The sequence below is a fragment of the Ruegeria conchae genome (genome assembly GCF_000192475.1).
Taxonomy (GTDB): Bacteria; Pseudomonadota; Alphaproteobacteria; order Rhodobacterales; family Rhodobacteraceae; genus Ruegeria; species Ruegeria conchae.
In genome coordinates this window covers 17,376-33,193 of the sequence record NZ_AEYW01000016.1, presented here as the reverse complement: position 1 = coordinate 33,193, position 15,818 = coordinate 17,376, and the positions used below count along the sequence as shown (strand labels likewise).

Sequence of the window (15,818 nt, the reverse complement as noted above, 5' to 3'; positions counted from 1 at the left end):
CCATGCGTCGACTATTGCTTGCTGTATCTCTGAGTGCCGGACTGGCATCCGGAGCTTTTGCTCAGAGTGACGAGATTGAGGCCAATATCTCGGCGCAGATACAGGCCTTCAAGGCGGATGACTTTGCCACCGCCTTCACCTTTGCCAGCCCCAATATCCAGCGGCTGTTTGGCGATCCGGAGAATTTCGGGATTATGGTGCGCCGTGGCTATCCTATGGTCTGGCGGCCTGCGGATGTGAGGTTTCTGGAGTTGCGCGAGATTAGCGGAGCCCTGTGGCAGAAGGTCATGATCACTGATGGTGACGGACGCGTGCATTTGCTGGACTACCAAATGATCCGACAGGAAAACGGCTGGAAGATCAACGGTGTACAGTTGCTGGGCAACTCCGACCCGGCGGCCTGATGCAACACCATCGTCACGGTGGTAAGAGCCACGATTAATCCCTTTTCGATACTCAGACCCATGCGCTTGGGCTCAGGGCCCGGGCAGTATCGGGTTTTGGCGCGCGTGCTTGGCGCGATTGGGAAAGGGATTTTACATGAACAAGGCAATCACCGATGGCATGGTGTTCATGCCGCCCGCCTATGCGGCTGGTCTTGGGGTCTGGTCCAGTGGCGACGGCACGCCGGGCTCTCCGACCTATGAGGGGTCGGGCACGGGAGTGTTCGTTCCGGCGGATGCGGATTTTGCGGGCTGTTTGGAGATATACAAGACGGCAGAGCCTCAGCGTCTGCGCTATATGGGGCAGACGTCCTTGTTGCCGGGCTGCTATCTGCAGATCAAGGCGCGGGTGAAGGCGATCAGTGGGCCGCTGCCCGAGGTGCGGGTTGCGGGCTGGGCCGGTGGTGCCGGAGATGCGCATGTGGACGGGTTGGTCGAGCAGGGCCCCGCGGTGCAGCTGACCGGCTATGGCATCGTGCATGAGGTGACGGCCATCGTGGGCACGAGCCTGCGCCCCGGCGTGGATATGCCATGGGGCAACACGGCGCTTTATGGCCATTTTGGTTTGGATATCGAAGGCACCAACGGCGCGGTGGTGCGGGTGGATGATATCGAGATCACCGATGTGACTTCGGTTTTCCTGCGGGACATGATCGGGCTGGTAGACGTGCGCGATTTTGGGGCGGTGGGCGACGGGGTCACCGATGACTCGGCGGCGTTTGAGGCAGCGGATCAGGCCGCGAATGGGCGCAAGGTCTACGTGCCACAAGGTGAGTTCCGGCTGGAAGAGAACACCAACATGGCATCCGAGGTTTCGTTTGACGGCACCGTCACGATGCCGGTCGACAAGATGCTGCTGCTGACCAAGAACTTTGATTTGCCCACCTATATCACCGCGTTCGGTGACGAAATGCTGGCTTTCAAAAAGGCCTTTCAGGCGCTGCTGAATAGCTCGGACCATGAATCGCTGGATCTGGGTGGGCGCAAGATCGCAGTAACCGAATCTATCGATATGGCGGCGGCGGTGCCAAACCGAACGGGCTATGCCACCCGTCGCGTGGTGCGTAATGGACAGTTTGATGTCAAAAGCAGCTCGGCCTGGGATACTGAAACCTTCACCTCGGTCGCGACCTATAGCCCGTCTGATCCTGATACGCTGACCAATGTGGCCAATGTGGCCAATATACCTGTGGGCTCGCTGGTCACCGGCAGCGGTGTTGGGCGCGAGGTCTATGTGCGGTCGAAAAACGAAAGCACCGGTGAGATCACGCTGAGCGCGCCGACTTATGATGCGGCGGGTACACAGGCTTTCACCTTTACAGCTTTCAAATATCTGTTGGATTTCAGCGGCTTCAGCGCGCTGCAGAAGTTCAACATGGAAGGGATCGAGTTCCAGTGCAACGGGCGATGCAGCGCGATCCGGCTGTCCCCGGGTGGGAACACCTTTGTGCTGAAGGATTGCTTTATCAGTCGCCCCAAAGATCGCGGCGTTACCTCGATCGGGCGCGGATGTCAGGGAATGCTGATTGATGGCTGTCAATTCCTGTCGACCGAGGAAAGTCTGGATGTGCCGGATCGCAGCTCAATCGCACTGAACGCCAATGCCAATGACGTCAAGCTGCGCCATAACCGGGCGACCCGGTTCCATCATTTCGCAGTGCTGAGCGGCGACAACAATCTGGTCCTGGGCAACCACTTTTTCCAGGGCGACAACGTGGCCAACGGGGTGCGCAATGCCGGGTTGGTCATTATCGGTGGCTACAACAGTTCGTCCATCGCCGAGAACTATGTCGATAACTGCTTTATCGAGTGGACCAACGAGCACGATGCGAACCCGGATTACTTTACCAGCTTCTCATTCAGCGCGCTGAGTATCACGGATAACATTTTCTACGCCAGCGATGTCGCGCCCTGGTTCAGCTATCTGGTGATCCGCCCCTATGGCACGGGTCATTTCCTGAACGGGCTGACCGTGACCGGGAACAAGTTCCGCGTCAACAATGTGCGGATCGACCGGGTGGATCGGGTTGATACCAGCTTTGCCGATCTCGACCCGGAACGGTACAAGAGAGTGTGTTTTGAGAACAACACGTTCCACGGCATCGACACGCCCTGCGCCAACCCGTTGAGGCTGCAACATACGCAGAGTTCGGCGTCTTCGTCCTGGACCGTCAGTTCGCAGGGGCAGTTACCATTTGGCGGCCGTGCTCGCGGATGTGATTCGGTTGTGGCCCTGGGCACCCTCAGGAACGCATCGAACGCGATACGCTATACCTCGCCATATGTTGAACTGAGACAAGGTGCCAGTCAGAGCGATATACGCCTGCGCTGGTCCGAAGGCTTGCGCGGGGCAGTCTCGACTATCCTGCGGATCGATACCTGATTGATGTGGCGGGCTCTCCAGTTTTGGGCGGCCCATCTTCAATGGCGGCGCCACAGGGCGAATTTGATTCCGATATTGTCATCGGCTGAATTTCGTTCGGCACCCAGAATCCAGGTGAGGTTGCCTTTTTTCGGGCGAAACATCAGCGAAGGACGTACCCGCCAATACCAAGGGCGATCTGAAATATACGAGGTTTCTATCTGCAAGAGCGGGTCGATGCGCCGTCCCGAGGACAGGCCAGCCGTGAAATCCAGCTTGCGGATTAGAGCCTCATGCGTGCGGTTTTCGTGCACGGCGTCGATATTGATCCATCCGCCCCCCAATCCGATTTGAATACCTTTGCCATATGAGAGTGTTGTTTTGTACATCGCCCAGGCATCGTATTGACGGTGATGTGCGCCCAGTCCGAACTCGATGGAAAATCGGCCTGCTTGCCCAAAATCAGCGACGGGAATGCGGGCGAAAACCAACGCATGCCCATACAGATCCTGGTGCTCCTCGGCATCCAGCCCGATTGTGAGTTTCGGCCTCAGACCCCACTCGGAATAGAGAGCAGATTTGTATCTATGAGTGTCGCCGTCGTCTTGGAAAGCGGTCACCGAGATTGCGGTGAAGCTTGAGCCTTTTTCGCGCAGCCAGGCCCCGGCCGAAGCCGGAGCGGCTAGCCATATAAGTAATACGGATACAAGAAGCCGATGCATCATCTGAGCAGCATCGGTCGACTTGGTTAATGGATGGTTAGTATCTTGTTCATGTCTGAGAAAGTTTTTTGATCTGCATCCGCACTTATCTGCACGAAATAGATTGTGAATTTGAAAGCTGTGCTAGGCTGGGGGCAGCTACAAAGGAGAAGCCAAATGCCGCAGATTTCCAAAACCGCCAGTTGCCAGACCGTCATCACCACGTTTGAAATGACGCCCGGGACCTGCCAGGATCTTCTTGAGGCGCTGACGGATGCGTATGCCTCCTTTATCTCGAAACAGCCAGGGTTCATTTCAGCCGGTCTTCATGTAAATGATGCCCAAACCCGGATTGCAAATTACTCGCAATGGGAGCGGCGCGACGACTTTCTGGCGATGCTGCGTACGCCGGAAATGCGGGAACGAAACCGCCGCATCAACGAGCTGTGTAAGAGCTTTGAGCCGGTGATGTATGACGTTGCCGAAACATTCGGCGGTTCCTGACCTGAATCAAGGCGCGCTGTGGCGAGGCAGGGCAAGATGCCGGCGCAACCACGGAGGCACAAGCCATGTATCACAACATCCTTGTCCCTATTTCATTTGATGCCGAACGCGACAGTTCGGCGGCGATGAAACTGGCAAAGTTGCTGGCAACCCCACAGGCGCAGATCACTCTGCTGCATGTGGTCGAGCACATTCCGGATTATGCGATCTCATACATGCCGGCGGAATATCTTTCAGAGACACGCAAAGCGCTTCAGGCTGAGCTTGACACGCTGGCTGCTCGATTACCAAATGCCCAAGGACAGGTGATCGAAGGTCACTCTGGCAGAACAATTCTGGATTGGGCCGAAGTGAACAAGCCCGACCTGATCATTCTGGCCTCGCACCGGCCTGGCATGCAGGATCTGCTGTTGGGGTCAACCGCGACCCATGTGGTACGGCACGCAAAATGCGCAGTGCATGTGGTGCGGTGACGGAATAGGTTTTTTAGCTCGGTATGGCCATGGCTTTGCCACATACAGGGTATATATCTACCCCGATGACGACCGGAAATACAAATGATGAGATTGGCCTTAATCCGCGGATGACTAGGCGGCAACGTCGTGCGGATGAGATGCGTCGGAAAGCTCTGTCGCCGCTGCGCATTCTGCTGATGGTGCTTGCGCTGCCGTTGACAATCGGAATGATCACGATCGGAGTGTATTTGCGCATCTCGGACTACGAGCGTCATGAGGCTGTGATCCATCTGGTGGCGCTGGCGGGCTGTGACACGGTGCAGCGGCTTGTTCCGGGGCCATTTTTTGAAGGCGGGCCGGGCTATCACAAGCGAAATGACCCTGACGGTGACGGCGTTGCCTGCGGCACCCGTGGTCTGCAACGGCAACGAACGACTGCGATGCCGGGAACCGCCGGGAACGCACCGCGGCAAACTCAGGCACCGCGTGAGCGAACCGTTGGAACCGCGAAGTTCCTCAAACCCTGATGATCATCCCTTCATGGCTTGCAATAACTCCAGCAGGCGCTTGCGGTCATCATCATTTGTGTAATCCCCAGTGGCCAGACGTTCCGCGATGCGCAGGCGCAGGCGTTCCTGCTGGGTGCGGACCTCTTCTCCGGCGGTTTCGGCCAGAGTTTTCATAATCATCGCCACCGCCTGCTGGCGCTTGGTGGTGGGGTTGGCGATGTAGTCGACCAGGCTCTGTTGCCCTGAATCGAGTATATTTTCGGCCAGATCACGCAGTTGATCGCCATTGGGCAGCAGCGGGGCAGGAGCGTCCGTGGGTGTCAGGATTTCCGGCACGCTGCGCGGGGTTTCGGCCAGCGCGTTCACACCGTCAACAAAGGCTTCGGTGATCATCCGGGTGATCTTGATCGCGCGAGGGTCCTTGAACAGGGTCGAGGCGATGGCCACGCCGTAGTCGGTATAGACCCACGGATTGACCCGCCGCCCGCCGCGGCCTTTGGGTTTTGAAATCACATTCTGTGATTGCAAATCAGCGACCTCGGCATCGTTCAGCTGAAAACGGTAGCCCTCGAACAGATCCTTGTTGCGCGAGACAGCCTGATTGAAAGCGCTGACGGACTTTCCGTAGAACTGCGCCAGATCCTCGGCCAGTACCACGCGGGTGCCGCGCACCCGGTGAATGGCGCTCTGGACTTCATGCGTGCTGGGCAGGGTGTTGGGTTTCGTCATGGCATCCGTTTGGAATCACAATTTGTGATGTCAAACGTGGAGGAGAGAAAGCTACGCTGCAACCTTGAAGTGTATGGCTATCGTCAATCGAGACAGGACTTGAGCTAGCGTCAGTCGCTTGCCTTGCCCAAATAGGCAAGCCGATAGGCGAGCGCGACACCGCCCGCGCCTCCGACTACATTACCGACCGTGACCCAAAAAAGGTTGCTGATGGTGGCGCTCCAACCGAGTTTGGCACCTGCTAGCGCACCCTGAGGCAGCAGGTACATATTAGCGATCGAGTGTTCGAGACCCAACAGAACAAACGTCGAAATTGGCCAGAGTATTGCCATGACCTTTCCCACGACCGATCTGGCGGCGAAGCTCAGCCAGACTGCAAGGCAGACTAAGGCGTTGCACAGAATGCCTCGCATAAAGGCTTGCGTTGGAGAGAGATCAATCTTGCCATTTGCGATCGCTGCAGCAGTAGCCCCCATTGGTCCTTCCAGCAAACCGCTTGCAGCGCAAGCAAGGACTAGTGCGACGGCTCCGACTAAATTTCCGAGATACACGAATCCCCAGTTCCTCAACAGGTCACGCATCGAGATTTTTCGATCCACTGCCGCGATGGTCATCAGCGCGTTTCCAGTGAATAGTTCCGCCCCACCAACGACCACAAGGATCAGGCCCAGAGAAAACACCACCCCACCAAGAAATCGGGCTGGCCCAAATCCGGGATCTACGCCGGTCATAACCATAGTGTAGGCGGCCCCACCGAAGCCGATGAAGACACCTGCGAGTATTGCAAGTGTCAGCGTTTGAACGATGGAAAGATGTGCCTTTGCGACACCAGATGTTTCAACCAGTTCTGCAATCTGTGCAGGTTTGTAGGCGTCTACGCCGGTTGGATTGTGAGCCTTCATGCGTCGCACACTGCCAACACATTCATGTTTCGACATTGATCCGGATCAAGGTCACGCGACGAAGTACTGAGGTTCAGCCCAGAGCTCGTGCTAACTAAAACAGCTAACTTGACCACTACAGCCAATTTTATCCTACCGCTTCCTTCTCTTCACATTCCCACCCCGCTGCCCCGGCCGTCCAGCCGTTGACCGTCCATGCGATTTCACGGCGTCTTCCGAGGCTTTCTCGACCGCCCATTGGCGCGCCATGGGGTCGTCGGCGACGGCCAGGTCGACCGCCTCTAGTCGTTTGATCTCATCCCGGATATTGGCGGCTTCTTCGAACTCCAGGTTCTCGGCGGCTTTGCGCATCTGGTCCCGCAACCCATCCAGATGGGCCTCCAAATTCGCGCCGTGCATCGGTTTGTCGATGGTGGCGGTGACGCGGTTCATGTCGACGTCGCCTTCGTAGAGACCAGCCAGAACGTCCTCGACATTCTTCTTCACCGTCTCAGGCGTGATGCCGTGTTCCTCGTTATAGGCGACCTGCCTTGCACGGCGGCGGTTGGTCTCGTTCAGCGCGCGCTCCATGCTACCGGTGATCTTGTCCGCATACATGATCACCCGCCCATCGGCATTCCGCGCGGCGCGGCCGATGGTCTGGATCAGTGAAGTCTCAGACCGCAGGAAACCTTCTTTATCCGCGTCCAGAATGGCGACCAACCCGCATTCAGGGATATCGAGCCCTTCACGCAGCAGGTTGATGCCGATCAGCACGTCAAACGCCCCAAGCCGCAGGTCGCGCAGGATTTCGATGCGTTCCAGCGTGTCGATGTCTGAGTGCATGTAGCGGACTTTGATGCCCTGTTCGTGAAGGTATTCGGTCAGGTCCTCGGCCATGCGTTTCGTCAGGGTGGTGACCAGCGTGCGATAGCCATCGGCGGCGACCTTGCGCACCTCGTCCAGCAGGTCGTCAACTTGCATCGACACTGGGCGGATTTCGACCTCGGGGTCCAGGAGCCCGGTGGGGCGGATCACCTGTTCGGTGAAGACGCCGCCGGTTTGTTCGATCTCCCATTTCGCAGGGGTGGCCGAGACGAAGACGGATTGCGGGCGCATGGCGTCCCACTCCTCGAACTTGAGGGGGCGGTTGTCCATGCAGGAGGGCAGGCGGAACCCGTGCTCGGCCAGCGTGAACTTGCGCCGATAGTCGCCCCGGTACATGCCGCCGATCTGCGGCACGCTGACGTGGGATTCATCGGCAAAGACGATGGCATTGTCGGGGATGAACTCGAACAGAGTCGGGGGTGGCTCACCCGGCGCGCGGCCCGTTAGATAGCGCGAGTAGTTCTCGATCCCGTTACAGACACCGGTGGCCTCGAGCATTTCCAGATCGAAATTGGTGCGTTGTTCCAGACGTTGGGCCTCCAGCAGTTTGCCCTCGCCAACCAGTTGATCCAGCCGGATGCGGAGTTCCTTTTTGATGCCGATGATCGCTTGGTTCATCGTCGGTTTCGGCGTGACGTAGTGCGAATTCGCATAGACACGCACCTGCTCCATCGTCGCGGCACGTTCACCGGTCAGGGGGTCGAACTCGGTGATGGTTTCCAACTCTTCGCCGAAGAATGAGAATTTCCACGCGCGATCCTCAAGGTGGGCAGGCCAGATTTCCAGGGAATCGCCCCGCACCCGGAACGAGCCTCGCTGAAAGGCCTGATCGTTGCGGCGGTACTGCTGGGCAACCAGATCGGCCATCACCTGCCGCTGGTCATAATCCTTGCCGACCTTCAGATCCTGCGTCATCGCCCCGTAGGTTTCGACCGACCCGATACCGTAGATGCACGAGACCGAGGCGACGATGATCACGTCATCGCGTTCCAGCAGCGCCCGCGTGGCCGAGTGGCGCATCCGGTCGATCTGTTCGTTGATCTGGGATTCTTTTTCTATGTAGGTGTCTGAGCGCGGCACATAGGCCTCGGGTTGGTAGTAGTCGTAGTAGGAGACAAAGTATTCGACCGAGTTCTCAGGGAAGAAGCCCTTAAACTCGCCGTAAAGCTGCGCCGCCAGCGTCTTGTTAGGGGCGAGGATGATAGCCGGGCGTTGAGTCTCTTCAATCACCTTCGCCATGGTGAAGGTTTTGCCCGTCCCGGTTGCCCCCAAAAGAACCTGATCACGTTCCCCATCAATTACACCGCCTGTCAGTTCCTTGATCGCCGTTGGCTGGTCGCCTGCGGGGGCGAATTCGGTGTGCATGACAAACTGCTTGCCGCCTTCCAGTTTCAGGCGCGCGCGCACGTCCTCGGCGGTTAGCTGGGTCTTGTCGGAATGGGCGTATGGCATAGGCAGGCTCCGGATCAGAACTCTACATTTGTTCTTATTTTGTCCAACTGCAAGGGCTGATCCGGTCTGGGAAGCTCTGATTCAGTAATAGGCGGGTTCAGCATCCGGAATGTGATCCGAATTCACCTTGTTGGCCAGTGCCTTCAGGTTGCTGTCAAGAACCTTCGACATCATCATTTTCATCAAGGTCTGCCCTAAAAACCAGCCGAGGGGGCCATATTTCACGGCATAATCCATGCTCCAGATCACCCGGGTTCTAGCCCCGTCAAGCGGTTTGATTGCGATCGTGGCATGCGCATCGGTTAGGGGCATCGCTGTCATATCGGACAGGCGCACGCTGTAACCTCGGTTGGGGTCCCACTCTGTCACCTCTTCGACCAAAGAGGATCCGTTCTCAAAGTAACATCGCCGCTTTGACCCAATGCCATTCGCCTCATGCGTCAGGGCCTCGACATATGCGATCTGTGGGGCAATTTCGTCAATCTGCATAAACCGGCTGAGTACTGCCCAGATAGCTTCGGTGGTCGCGTTGATTTCAAGGGTTCGTTCATGATGGATCATCTGCTCAATCCTTTGGCTGCTCTTTCGAAAATCATAAGCGTTGCCAATGACAGTTCCTGTCATCAGGATGCTGTCGCGGCCCGCGACATTTGTCATCTTGTCCCGGGCCGCGCTCTGACGCATAAACAAGCCCATCAAGTGGATACGGAGAGGCGACATGCGTGCACGGATTTACCAGCCTTCGCGAAACGCGATGACCTCGGGGATGGCCAAGACCCGCAAGTGGGTTTTGGAATACGCCCCCGCTTCGGCGCGCGAAGTTGATCCGCTGATGGGCTGGACCTCCTCCAATGACACGCAAACCCAGGTGCGTCTGAAATTCGATACCAAGGAAGAGGCGCTGGACTACGCTAAAGACAACGGTATCGACGCGCAGGTAAGCGAGCCGCACAAACGCAAGCCGAACCTGCGGGCGCGCGGCTATGGTGAGAACTTTGCCACAGATCGGCGCGCGCCCTGGACTCACTGACAAGGCATCCTGAATGATCGACATCCGCGAAGCCGATCCCGGCGCCGAGGAAATGCGCGCCATCATCCAAGCCCATTTCGCACATAGCAACGCAGCTGGCCCTGCCGAAAGCAATCACACAATGGATGCAGGCTCACTTGCCGCCACCGGAGCGCGATTTTGGGCGCTTTTTGAGGACGGCTGCCCGTTGGGGTGTGGCGCGCTAAAGGCATTGCCCGACGGCACCGCCGAGGTCAAATCGGTGCATATCTTGGCCGAGGCACGTGGTAGGGGGCTTGCGAGGGTGATGATGAAACATCTTGCGCAGATCGCGCAAGATGAAGGACTATCTGCGTTGGTTTTGGAAACTGGCGCTAACCATCTGCAAGGCTATGACGCGGCGCGCAAGCTATACGAATCGCTGGGGTATTCATATTGTGGTCCGATTGTAGGTTACGAAAACGACCCAAACAGCGCCTTCATGCGCTTGGCTCTTGAACCCGCCCGCTAAAAGCCGCAAGAAGGGCTCAGCGGTCCCTTAGCTCAACTGGATAGAGCAGCTGACTTCTAATCAGCAGGTTGAGGGTTCGAGTCCTTCAGGGATCGCCATTCCTTACCTTCAATACTGAGTGCACGTGGCCGATCCGGTACTTTTGTGAACCTTCGGGTTGCGGATGAAAAATCCGTCGTATCGGTATGAGATATGGCTTGAGTTAGAGAACGCATTACGACCTGAGTTTGGACAAAATTACGCCCAGAATAGCCAATAGCCGACGCAAAGAAAGTGACGGAATACGGACTGGGATCCAATGAAAAAGATTGCTCTTCTTCTTGCCTTTTTGCCTGCGGCTGCATTTGCCGAAGAACGCGTGTTTGAATGTGACGCGCCGGATGCAGAACATCCGGAAATGGCAGCCAAACTGGTTAAATATGACGGGCAGCAAAAGGGCCACATTACAATAGGTGACATCGACAAAGACGTGGATGTATTCCCCGGCCTCGACACTTTGACCTACCTGTATATTGGCGATGGCTACACACTGCACTACAACGTACACCCGGAAAAAGGCACCTTCGACTACTCGGCTTCAGGAAGTAAATCCGGCTGGGGCAAAGGCGCGTGTCGGGAAATTACGGGGCAATAATTGATTTGAGCGGACGGCGCGACCAAGGCACTGATGTTGGATCGCTTTTCGATAGTTCAGGCGTTCATCGCCTTCCAATTCTGGTTGGTGGCGAAATAGCTATCCCTCAGCAATCCAAAGATAGGGGATCCAAGAAATGAAATGCAAGTTCTTGTCTGTCCTCACTTATCAAGCAATAGAGAGCCAATCCAAGAACTAGTAACGTAATTAAGCACCAAGGCGGAACTTGGTCGGTGTCATTCCGGTTTGACCTCGGAAGAAGCGGGTGAAATGGGACTTGTCGGAGTAGCCGAGCATCAGGCCGATCTCCGCTATTGTCATCTTGTCTTCTCGGAGGTGCTTCTTAGCGACATCGACACGCAGCCGTTTGATCTCACGGGGTAGCGTCGTGCTTTGTTGCTGAAGCGCTTTCAGAAACCGATCCGGCTGTATTCCCAGCAATCCAGCCACCCGCTCTGATCCCAAATCGGTTTCGTCCAGTTTGTCGCGTAAGACAGATCGCAAAGCAGCTACCACGGTCACTTCTTCATCTTGTCGAGGCGAAGCCAATGGTTTGGTCGAGCCTTCAGAGACGTGGAGCAAAAACAACCATTCCACAGGAAAACTAATCTGCATTCCGGAATCAGGCCCAAGGCCAACCTCGATCCCCTTGTAGTTGATGGGCAGACCAGTGATGTATCTGCTTTCCCATCGAACACGGGAAGGATTCCAGGAGTCTCCGACGACTGTCTGCAATAGGCGCACGTAGATTGCGGCTCCAAAAGCGGTAACCTGAACCGGTGGGACAGTCGGTTCCTGTTGCCTCTCGATTCGATAAGTCGCCCTGTCAGCTTCAATGACAAGGCTGTGCCGCACAGAGTTTGACTCCTGCGGTACAAGCCCAACAAAACGGGCAAAAAACTCGAACAGACTCGTTGTCGATTGCAAGGCTTGAGCGAACGGAGGCCATCCTTGCAGGTCAAATGTTTCTCCGACATGCAGGCCAAGGTATCGATCACCGGACAACTCTGAGAAAGTATTCACCAAGCCGTAAACCAACTCTGAGTGTACAAATACGGATGGGTCAGACAGCAGCTCGGCCTTCAAGCCGACCTGGTCCAATGCTGATTGCGGATTGATTTTACGTTCGGTCAGATATTGCAGGAACGGAGCGGCTAAAGAGAGGCGAATAAAGCCCTCGCTATGCTCTTGAGAGGTGGAGTTGAAAGGCAAGCCCGTCACCCTTGTTTAGATTAGTTTTCCGCAGTGGCCAGTTTTTCAATCACATTCGAACATCTTAACTCAAAAGTGGCAACCGAGCCAAGGTATTCCAGACTACAGTTTGTAAAACATGAATATGAAGGGAGTACTTATGTCCGGTCTACGAATGTCGCTTTGCTCGACGGTAATTGTCGCTGCAGGACTTGCTTTTTCAGCGTCCGCGCAGGCTCAGGATCAAGAAGAACCCCAAACGTTGTTTACCAACGTGCACATCTTCGATGGAGTGAGTGAACAGCGCATCGAGAATGCCAGCGTATTGGTCGAGGGCAATCTGATTAAGGCCGTATCAACCGACGCAATCGATGCCCCCGACGCTACGGTCATTGACGGAGAAGGGAGGACACTGACCCCCGGCTTCATCGAAAATCACGCACACCTGATGCTGCCAGGACCCACGTTGCCCGCAATGGAAGCCAACAGCACTTGGGAAGACCTCGCGATTCACGGCACTCAAATGGCTGAGATGTACTTAATGCAAGGCTTTACCACCGTAAGAGATGCAGGTGGCGCTAATGGAGGTCTTCGCCGCGCAATCGACACCGGGACCATTGCCGGGCCGCGTTTCTACCCTGCGGCTGCTTTTCTAAGTACGCGTGGTGGCCATGCTGATTTCGCCAACTTTACGGCGCCTGTTGGCCAGTCTTCGAACTTCAGCCGTCTGAATATGGCCCAAGAAGTCGACAGCGTCTCTGACATGTACAAGTTTGCTCGTAACAACTTCCGGATGGGAGCAACACAACTGAAGTACATGCAATCAGGCGGTGTAGTTTCAGTGTTTGACCCGTGGCAGTTATTGGCAGGATCGACGGCAGAGTTAGAAGCGGCCGTGCAGGTTGCCAACGAATACGAAAGCTACGTCATGGCCCATTCCTACCGCAAGGAAACGATCATGGCGGCACTGAATGCTGGTGTGCGATCAATTGAACACGGGTTCATGTTTGATTGTGAAATATCAGCGCTGATGGAAGAGAAAGGAGCCTACATCACGACCAATCTCACCGCATTTGATCCAAATCTCTTCGATATTCCTGCCATTCGAGATGTCCCAGCCAGCTTACGAAAGGCACAGTCAGCTACGCAGGCTTTTGGCGACTACATAAAAAACATGAATGAGTGCCCAGCTAAAAGAGGGTTTCACACGGATTGCGTAGGTTCTGTAGCCGCCTGCAATATTCAAATTGCCTATGAAAAACATCTCAATAATGAGTTCTTTGGCTCTCACGCCTCGTTGGTCGCAATGACATCTACTGGCGGTGAAATCGCCGCTTTGTCCGGACCATTCATGAACCCCTATCCCGAGGGCAATCTGGGTGTGATTGAGGAAGGAGCCTATGCGGACATCCTGCTGATCGACGGTAACCCACTTGAAGACTTCTCGGTTGTTGGCACGGGTGATCAGTGGTTCGGTGCCGACCCGAGGCCTGAAAGCCCAGATACGATCCGACTGATCATGAAGGACGGCGTCATCTACAAAAACACACTGGATTGACCTGTCTCAACAGCCGGAGAGTATTTATGCACCATTGGTTCCGCTCCTTAGTATTCGCAGGGTTGGTCTGGTGTGGTCATCCTGTCATGGCGACGCCAGGAACCGCGTTGGACTGGTCTGACCTGCCTGACCCGTCCGCGCAGGTCTTTGATGACCCCTATCGTGAACTCAGCCCCGAACAGTTCGACGATGTTCTTTTCGTTGTGCGTATACGCGGCAGGTTGCAGCAGGAGGTTGGCAGCGCCGAAGAACGGCAGAAATGGCAATTGCTTTTAGCAGAGACCGAAGACGCCTTGGTGTCAGACGGAATTGACGTCGACTGGTTACTCGATCAGCGCGAGGTTGTGACTGAACGTCGAAGAAAGGCTGGAACGAGCGGAAACCCGCAATTCGACGGCAGAACAATCACACTCGCGGGCTTTGCCATTCCTGCTCCAAGCGATCCGGACGGCCGGCCTGTGGCGTATTTGGTGCCAGAAAGAGGGATGTGCAGCCACATGCCTCCACCTCCGCCTAACCAGATGATCCGTGTGCGGTTGAACGGGGACTGGGCGCCTAGCTATTTCCACGAACCCGTTCGGCTGACAGGCACGCTGACTATCGATCCTTCCGTTCATAATATGATGGTTGTGGATGGCCTCATGCCTATGAATGCGACTTTCCAGCTAGAGGCGGAACGTGTCGAAACTCTGGAAACCGAGGCAGACAGGTTGGAATGGAAGCAGCGTGCTGCTGATCGCATCCGCGCGGCAGGAAATCGCAAGACCGGTGGGGCACAGGCGTCAAAATGATAAGACTTCTGGTTGCCGCATTGAGCATTGCATTTGCTGGCGCAGCGTCGGCTCAGGGACTATCCGGGCCATCTTCAGTCGAAGCCGATCTTGCGCCCGGAGACGGGCACACCGATCCGCAATATCGTTCCGATTTTCCACGCAACATCGCACCGGGTTGGTTTCAGTGGAAAGACCGACTGGCTGAGGGTGGTTTTCGGTTCAACATTGACTACCTGGCATTGGGCCAAACCACGGATGCTGATCTGGGAACCGGCGAAGCAGCCAGCGGAATTGCGCGGTTCTACGGCAGTTGGCAGGCAACTGAACGGGGGTCTCTGACATTCAAGATCGAAGACAGGCACAGTTATACTGACGTTGCTCCGCAATTTCTCGGGCTGGATGGCGGAGCCCTTTCAATCACGGGAACAGCCTTCAATGACAACGGTTTGCTTCTGACCAATTTGTTCTGGACCCAAAGGGCTGAGAATGGGTCGTGGGCGCTGCAAGTCGGCCAGATTGATGTAACGGACTTTGTGGATATCTACGGGTTGGTAAGCCCCTACAGTGGTTTCCAAAACCTGTCTTTCAATACCAACCCAACTATTAACACGCCCAATCAAGGCCTTGGCATCGCCGGTGGGGTAAAGCTGAGCGAAAACTTCTACGCTGTTGCGAGCGTCTCAGATGCAAACGCCGACCCGTCTGATCCAAACTTTGATGTGTTTAGCGATGGCAATCTCTTCAAGTCACTCGAACTTGGTTACACCTCTGGCTTTGATCGCATTTACTTCGACAATATCCACCTGACCCTTTGGCATGCGGATGCAGCCGACGATGGCAGCCGCCCTGAAGATTATGGGGCCGCGTTCTCAGCGGCTTGGTTTGTTGGCAATACATGGATGCCATTCTTTCGGGCAGGGGCCTCAAAAGGGACAGCGGCGCTTTACGATCGGTCGGTTTCTGCGGGTCTGGGATATTACGGTCGCAATACCGATCTGGCCGGGCTGGGCCTGAACTGGGCCGAGGCAAGAGGCATAGACGGTGATCAATTCACTCTGGAAGCATTCTACCGGTTTTCAATCTCGCCCGGACTGCAGATCACGCCATCACTGCAGTTCATTTCTGACCCGCTGCTGAACCCCACCCAGGATAGCATTACGCTGTTCGGTCTAAGAACCTGGATCGTTTTCTGACGGGTTCGAATGTGGCGCTAATAAC

General features: G+C 55.8%; 17 protein-coding genes and 1 tRNA gene. 12 read left to right on the top strand and 6 right to left on the bottom strand.

Annotation, left to right across the window (positions count from 1 at the left end):
- Positions 1 to 2: 2 nt before the first annotated feature.
- Together G7G_RS0116055 and G7G_RS0116050 are read left to right on the top strand one after the other, a co-directional pair.
- Positions 3 to 404 (top strand): DUF4864 domain-containing protein, encoded by a 402-nt coding sequence (locus G7G_RS0116055; RefSeq protein ID WP_010442463.1) that lies wholly within the window; start codon positions 3 to 5, stop codon positions 402 to 404.
- Positions 405 to 540: 136 nt separating this feature from the next.
- Positions 541 to 2,826 (top strand): glycosyl hydrolase family 28-related protein, encoded by a 2,286-nt coding sequence (locus G7G_RS0116050; protein WP_010442461.1) that lies wholly within the window; start codon positions 541 to 543, stop codon positions 2,824 to 2,826.
- A gap of 38 nt (positions 2,827 to 2,864) precedes the next feature.
- On the opposite strand, the gene G7G_RS0116045 is transcribed toward G7G_RS0116050, so the two are convergent.
- Positions 2,865 to 3,527 (bottom strand): hypothetical protein, encoded by a 663-nt coding sequence (locus tag G7G_RS0116045; protein WP_120981253.1) that lies wholly within the window; start codon positions 3,525 to 3,527, stop codon positions 2,865 to 2,867.
- 156 nt (positions 3,528 to 3,683) lie between these two features.
- On the opposite strand from G7G_RS0116045, the gene G7G_RS0116040 reads away from it, so the two are divergent.
- From G7G_RS0116040 to G7G_RS23220, 3 genes are all read left to right on the top strand, one after another.
- Positions 3,684 to 4,010, top strand: a complete 327-nt coding sequence (locus G7G_RS0116040; RefSeq protein ID WP_010442459.1) for an antibiotic biosynthesis monooxygenase family protein — start codon at positions 3,684 to 3,686, stop codon at positions 4,008 to 4,010.
- A gap of 65 nt (positions 4,011 to 4,075) precedes the next feature.
- Positions 4,076 to 4,483, top strand: coding sequence for a universal stress protein (locus G7G_RS0116035; protein WP_010442458.1), 408 nt, complete (start codon positions 4,076 to 4,078; stop codon positions 4,481 to 4,483).
- Between the two features lie 65 nt (positions 4,484 to 4,548).
- On the top strand, positions 4,549 to 4,992 hold the full coding sequence (locus G7G_RS23220; RefSeq protein WP_238528821.1) for an excalibur calcium-binding domain-containing protein: 444 nt from the start codon (positions 4,549 to 4,551) through the stop codon (positions 4,990 to 4,992).
- 3 nt (positions 4,993 to 4,995) lie between these two features.
- On the opposite strand, the gene G7G_RS0116025 is transcribed toward G7G_RS23220, so the two are convergent.
- The 4 genes from G7G_RS0116025 to G7G_RS23215 all read right to left on the bottom strand — a co-directional run bounded on the left by G7G_RS0116025 (position 4,996) and on the right by G7G_RS23215 (position 9,644).
- The gene (locus G7G_RS0116025; RefSeq protein WP_010442456.1) at positions 4,996 to 5,703 is read right to left on the bottom strand and encodes an ORF6N domain-containing protein; all 708 of its coding nucleotides are present in this window, start codon (positions 5,701 to 5,703) and stop codon (positions 4,996 to 4,998) included.
- Positions 5,704 to 5,813: 110 nt separating this feature from the next.
- The gene (locus G7G_RS0116020) at positions 5,814 to 6,641 is read right to left on the bottom strand and encodes a formate/nitrite transporter family protein (RefSeq protein WP_238528820.1); all 828 of its coding nucleotides are present in this window, start codon (positions 6,639 to 6,641) and stop codon (positions 5,814 to 5,816) included.
- A 96-nt stretch (positions 6,642 to 6,737) separates the two neighbouring features.
- Positions 6,738 to 8,924, bottom strand: coding sequence for an excinuclease ABC subunit UvrB (uvrB, locus tag G7G_RS0116015; protein WP_010442454.1), 2,187 nt, complete (start codon positions 8,922 to 8,924; stop codon positions 6,738 to 6,740).
- An 81-nt stretch (positions 8,925 to 9,005) separates the two neighbouring features.
- Positions 9,006 to 9,644: an SRPBCC family protein gene (locus tag G7G_RS23215; RefSeq protein ID WP_010442453.1), complete on the bottom strand. Its 639-nt coding sequence runs from the start codon at positions 9,642 to 9,644 to the stop codon at positions 9,006 to 9,008.
- Here G7G_RS23215 and G7G_RS0116005 point away from each other — a divergent pair.
- The 4 genes from G7G_RS0116005 (at position 9,643) to G7G_RS0115990 (ending at position 11,078) form a co-directional block, all read left to right on the top strand.
- Positions 9,643 to 9,954 carry an ETC complex I subunit gene (locus tag G7G_RS0116005; protein ID WP_010442452.1) on the top strand — a complete coding sequence of 104 codons (312 nt, stop codon included), beginning with the start codon at positions 9,643 to 9,645 and terminating at the stop codon, positions 9,952 to 9,954. The two genes, G7G_RS23215 and G7G_RS0116005, sit on opposite strands and share 2 nt — an antisense overlap.
- 13 nt (positions 9,955 to 9,967) lie before the next feature.
- Complete coding sequence (locus G7G_RS0116000; protein WP_010442451.1) at positions 9,968 to 10,444, top strand: GNAT family N-acetyltransferase; 477 nt, start codon at positions 9,968 to 9,970, stop codon at positions 10,442 to 10,444.
- 21 nt (positions 10,445 to 10,465) lie between these two features.
- A tRNA-Arg gene (locus G7G_RS0115995) sits at positions 10,466 to 10,542 on the top strand.
- A gap of 200 nt (positions 10,543 to 10,742) precedes the next feature.
- A complete protein-coding gene (locus G7G_RS0115990) occupies positions 10,743 to 11,078 on the top strand; it encodes a hypothetical protein (protein WP_010442450.1) in 336 nt (111 codons plus the stop codon).
- Between the two features lie 207 nt (positions 11,079 to 11,285).
- Here the strand turns inward: G7G_RS0115990 and G7G_RS0115985 are convergent, their stop codons facing one another.
- A complete protein-coding gene (locus tag G7G_RS0115985) occupies positions 11,286 to 12,290 on the bottom strand; it encodes an AraC family transcriptional regulator (RefSeq protein ID WP_158005278.1) in 1,005 nt (334 codons plus the stop codon).
- 124 nt (positions 12,291 to 12,414) lie between these two features.
- Between G7G_RS0115985 and G7G_RS0115980 the strand changes: the two genes are divergently transcribed.
- From G7G_RS0115980 to G7G_RS0115970, 3 genes are read left to right on the top strand one after another with little or no spacing between them, the layout of a single operon-like run.
- Positions 12,415 to 13,827 carry a metal-dependent hydrolase family protein gene (locus tag G7G_RS0115980; protein ID WP_037321800.1) on the top strand — a complete coding sequence of 471 codons (1,413 nt, stop codon included), beginning with the start codon at positions 12,415 to 12,417 and terminating at the stop codon, positions 13,825 to 13,827.
- Between the two features lie 26 nt (positions 13,828 to 13,853).
- Positions 13,854 to 14,618 carry a DUF3299 domain-containing protein gene (locus G7G_RS0115975; protein ID WP_010442447.1) on the top strand — a complete coding sequence of 255 codons (765 nt, stop codon included), beginning with the start codon at positions 13,854 to 13,856 and terminating at the stop codon, positions 14,616 to 14,618.
- Positions 14,615 to 15,793, top strand: a complete 1,179-nt coding sequence (locus G7G_RS0115970) for a carbohydrate porin (RefSeq protein WP_010442446.1) — start codon at positions 14,615 to 14,617, stop codon at positions 15,791 to 15,793. Before G7G_RS0115975 ends, G7G_RS0115970 begins: the two co-directional genes overlap by 4 nt.
- Positions 15,794 to 15,818 lie beyond the last annotated feature (25 nt).

Coding starts and splice junctions, on each gene's coding strand:
- G7G_RS0116025 (WP_010442456.1), bottom strand. CDS start 5,703: ATGACGAAACCCAACACCCTGCCCAGCACGCATGAAGTCCAGAGCGCC.
- G7G_RS0116050 (WP_010442461.1), top strand. CDS start 541: ATGAACAAGGCAATCACCGATGGCATGGTGTTCATGCCGCCCGCCTAT.
- G7G_RS0116055 (WP_010442463.1), top strand. CDS start 3: ATGCGTCGACTATTGCTTGCTGTATCTCTGAGTGCCGGACTGGCATCC.
- G7G_RS23220 (WP_238528821.1), top strand. CDS start 4,549: ATGACGACCGGAAATACAAATGATGAGATTGGCCTTAATCCGCGGATG.
- G7G_RS0116045 (WP_120981253.1), bottom strand. CDS start 3,527: ATGCATCGGCTTCTTGTATCCGTATTACTTATATGGCTAGCCGCTCCG.
- G7G_RS0115970 (WP_010442446.1), top strand. CDS start 14,615: ATGATAAGACTTCTGGTTGCCGCATTGAGCATTGCATTTGCTGGCGCA.
- uvrB (WP_010442454.1), bottom strand. CDS start 8,924: ATGCCATACGCCCATTCCGACAAGACCCAGCTAACCGCCGAGGACGTG.
- G7G_RS0116040 (WP_010442459.1), top strand. CDS start 3,684: ATGCCGCAGATTTCCAAAACCGCCAGTTGCCAGACCGTCATCACCACG.
- G7G_RS0115975 (WP_010442447.1), top strand. CDS start 13,854: ATGCACCATTGGTTCCGCTCCTTAGTATTCGCAGGGTTGGTCTGGTGT.
- G7G_RS0115980 (WP_037321800.1), top strand. CDS start 12,415: ATGAAGGGAGTACTTATGTCCGGTCTACGAATGTCGCTTTGCTCGACG.
- G7G_RS23215 (WP_010442453.1), bottom strand. CDS start 9,644: ATGTCGCCTCTCCGTATCCACTTGATGGGCTTGTTTATGCGTCAGAGC.
- G7G_RS0115990 (WP_010442450.1), top strand. CDS start 10,743: ATGAAAAAGATTGCTCTTCTTCTTGCCTTTTTGCCTGCGGCTGCATTT.
- G7G_RS0116000 (WP_010442451.1), top strand. CDS start 9,968: ATGATCGACATCCGCGAAGCCGATCCCGGCGCCGAGGAAATGCGCGCC.
- G7G_RS0116005 (WP_010442452.1), top strand. CDS start 9,643: ATGCGTGCACGGATTTACCAGCCTTCGCGAAACGCGATGACCTCGGGG.
- G7G_RS0116020 (WP_238528820.1), bottom strand. CDS start 6,641: ATGTCGAAACATGAATGTGTTGGCAGTGTGCGACGCATGAAGGCTCAC.
- G7G_RS0116035 (WP_010442458.1), top strand. CDS start 4,076: ATGTATCACAACATCCTTGTCCCTATTTCATTTGATGCCGAACGCGAC.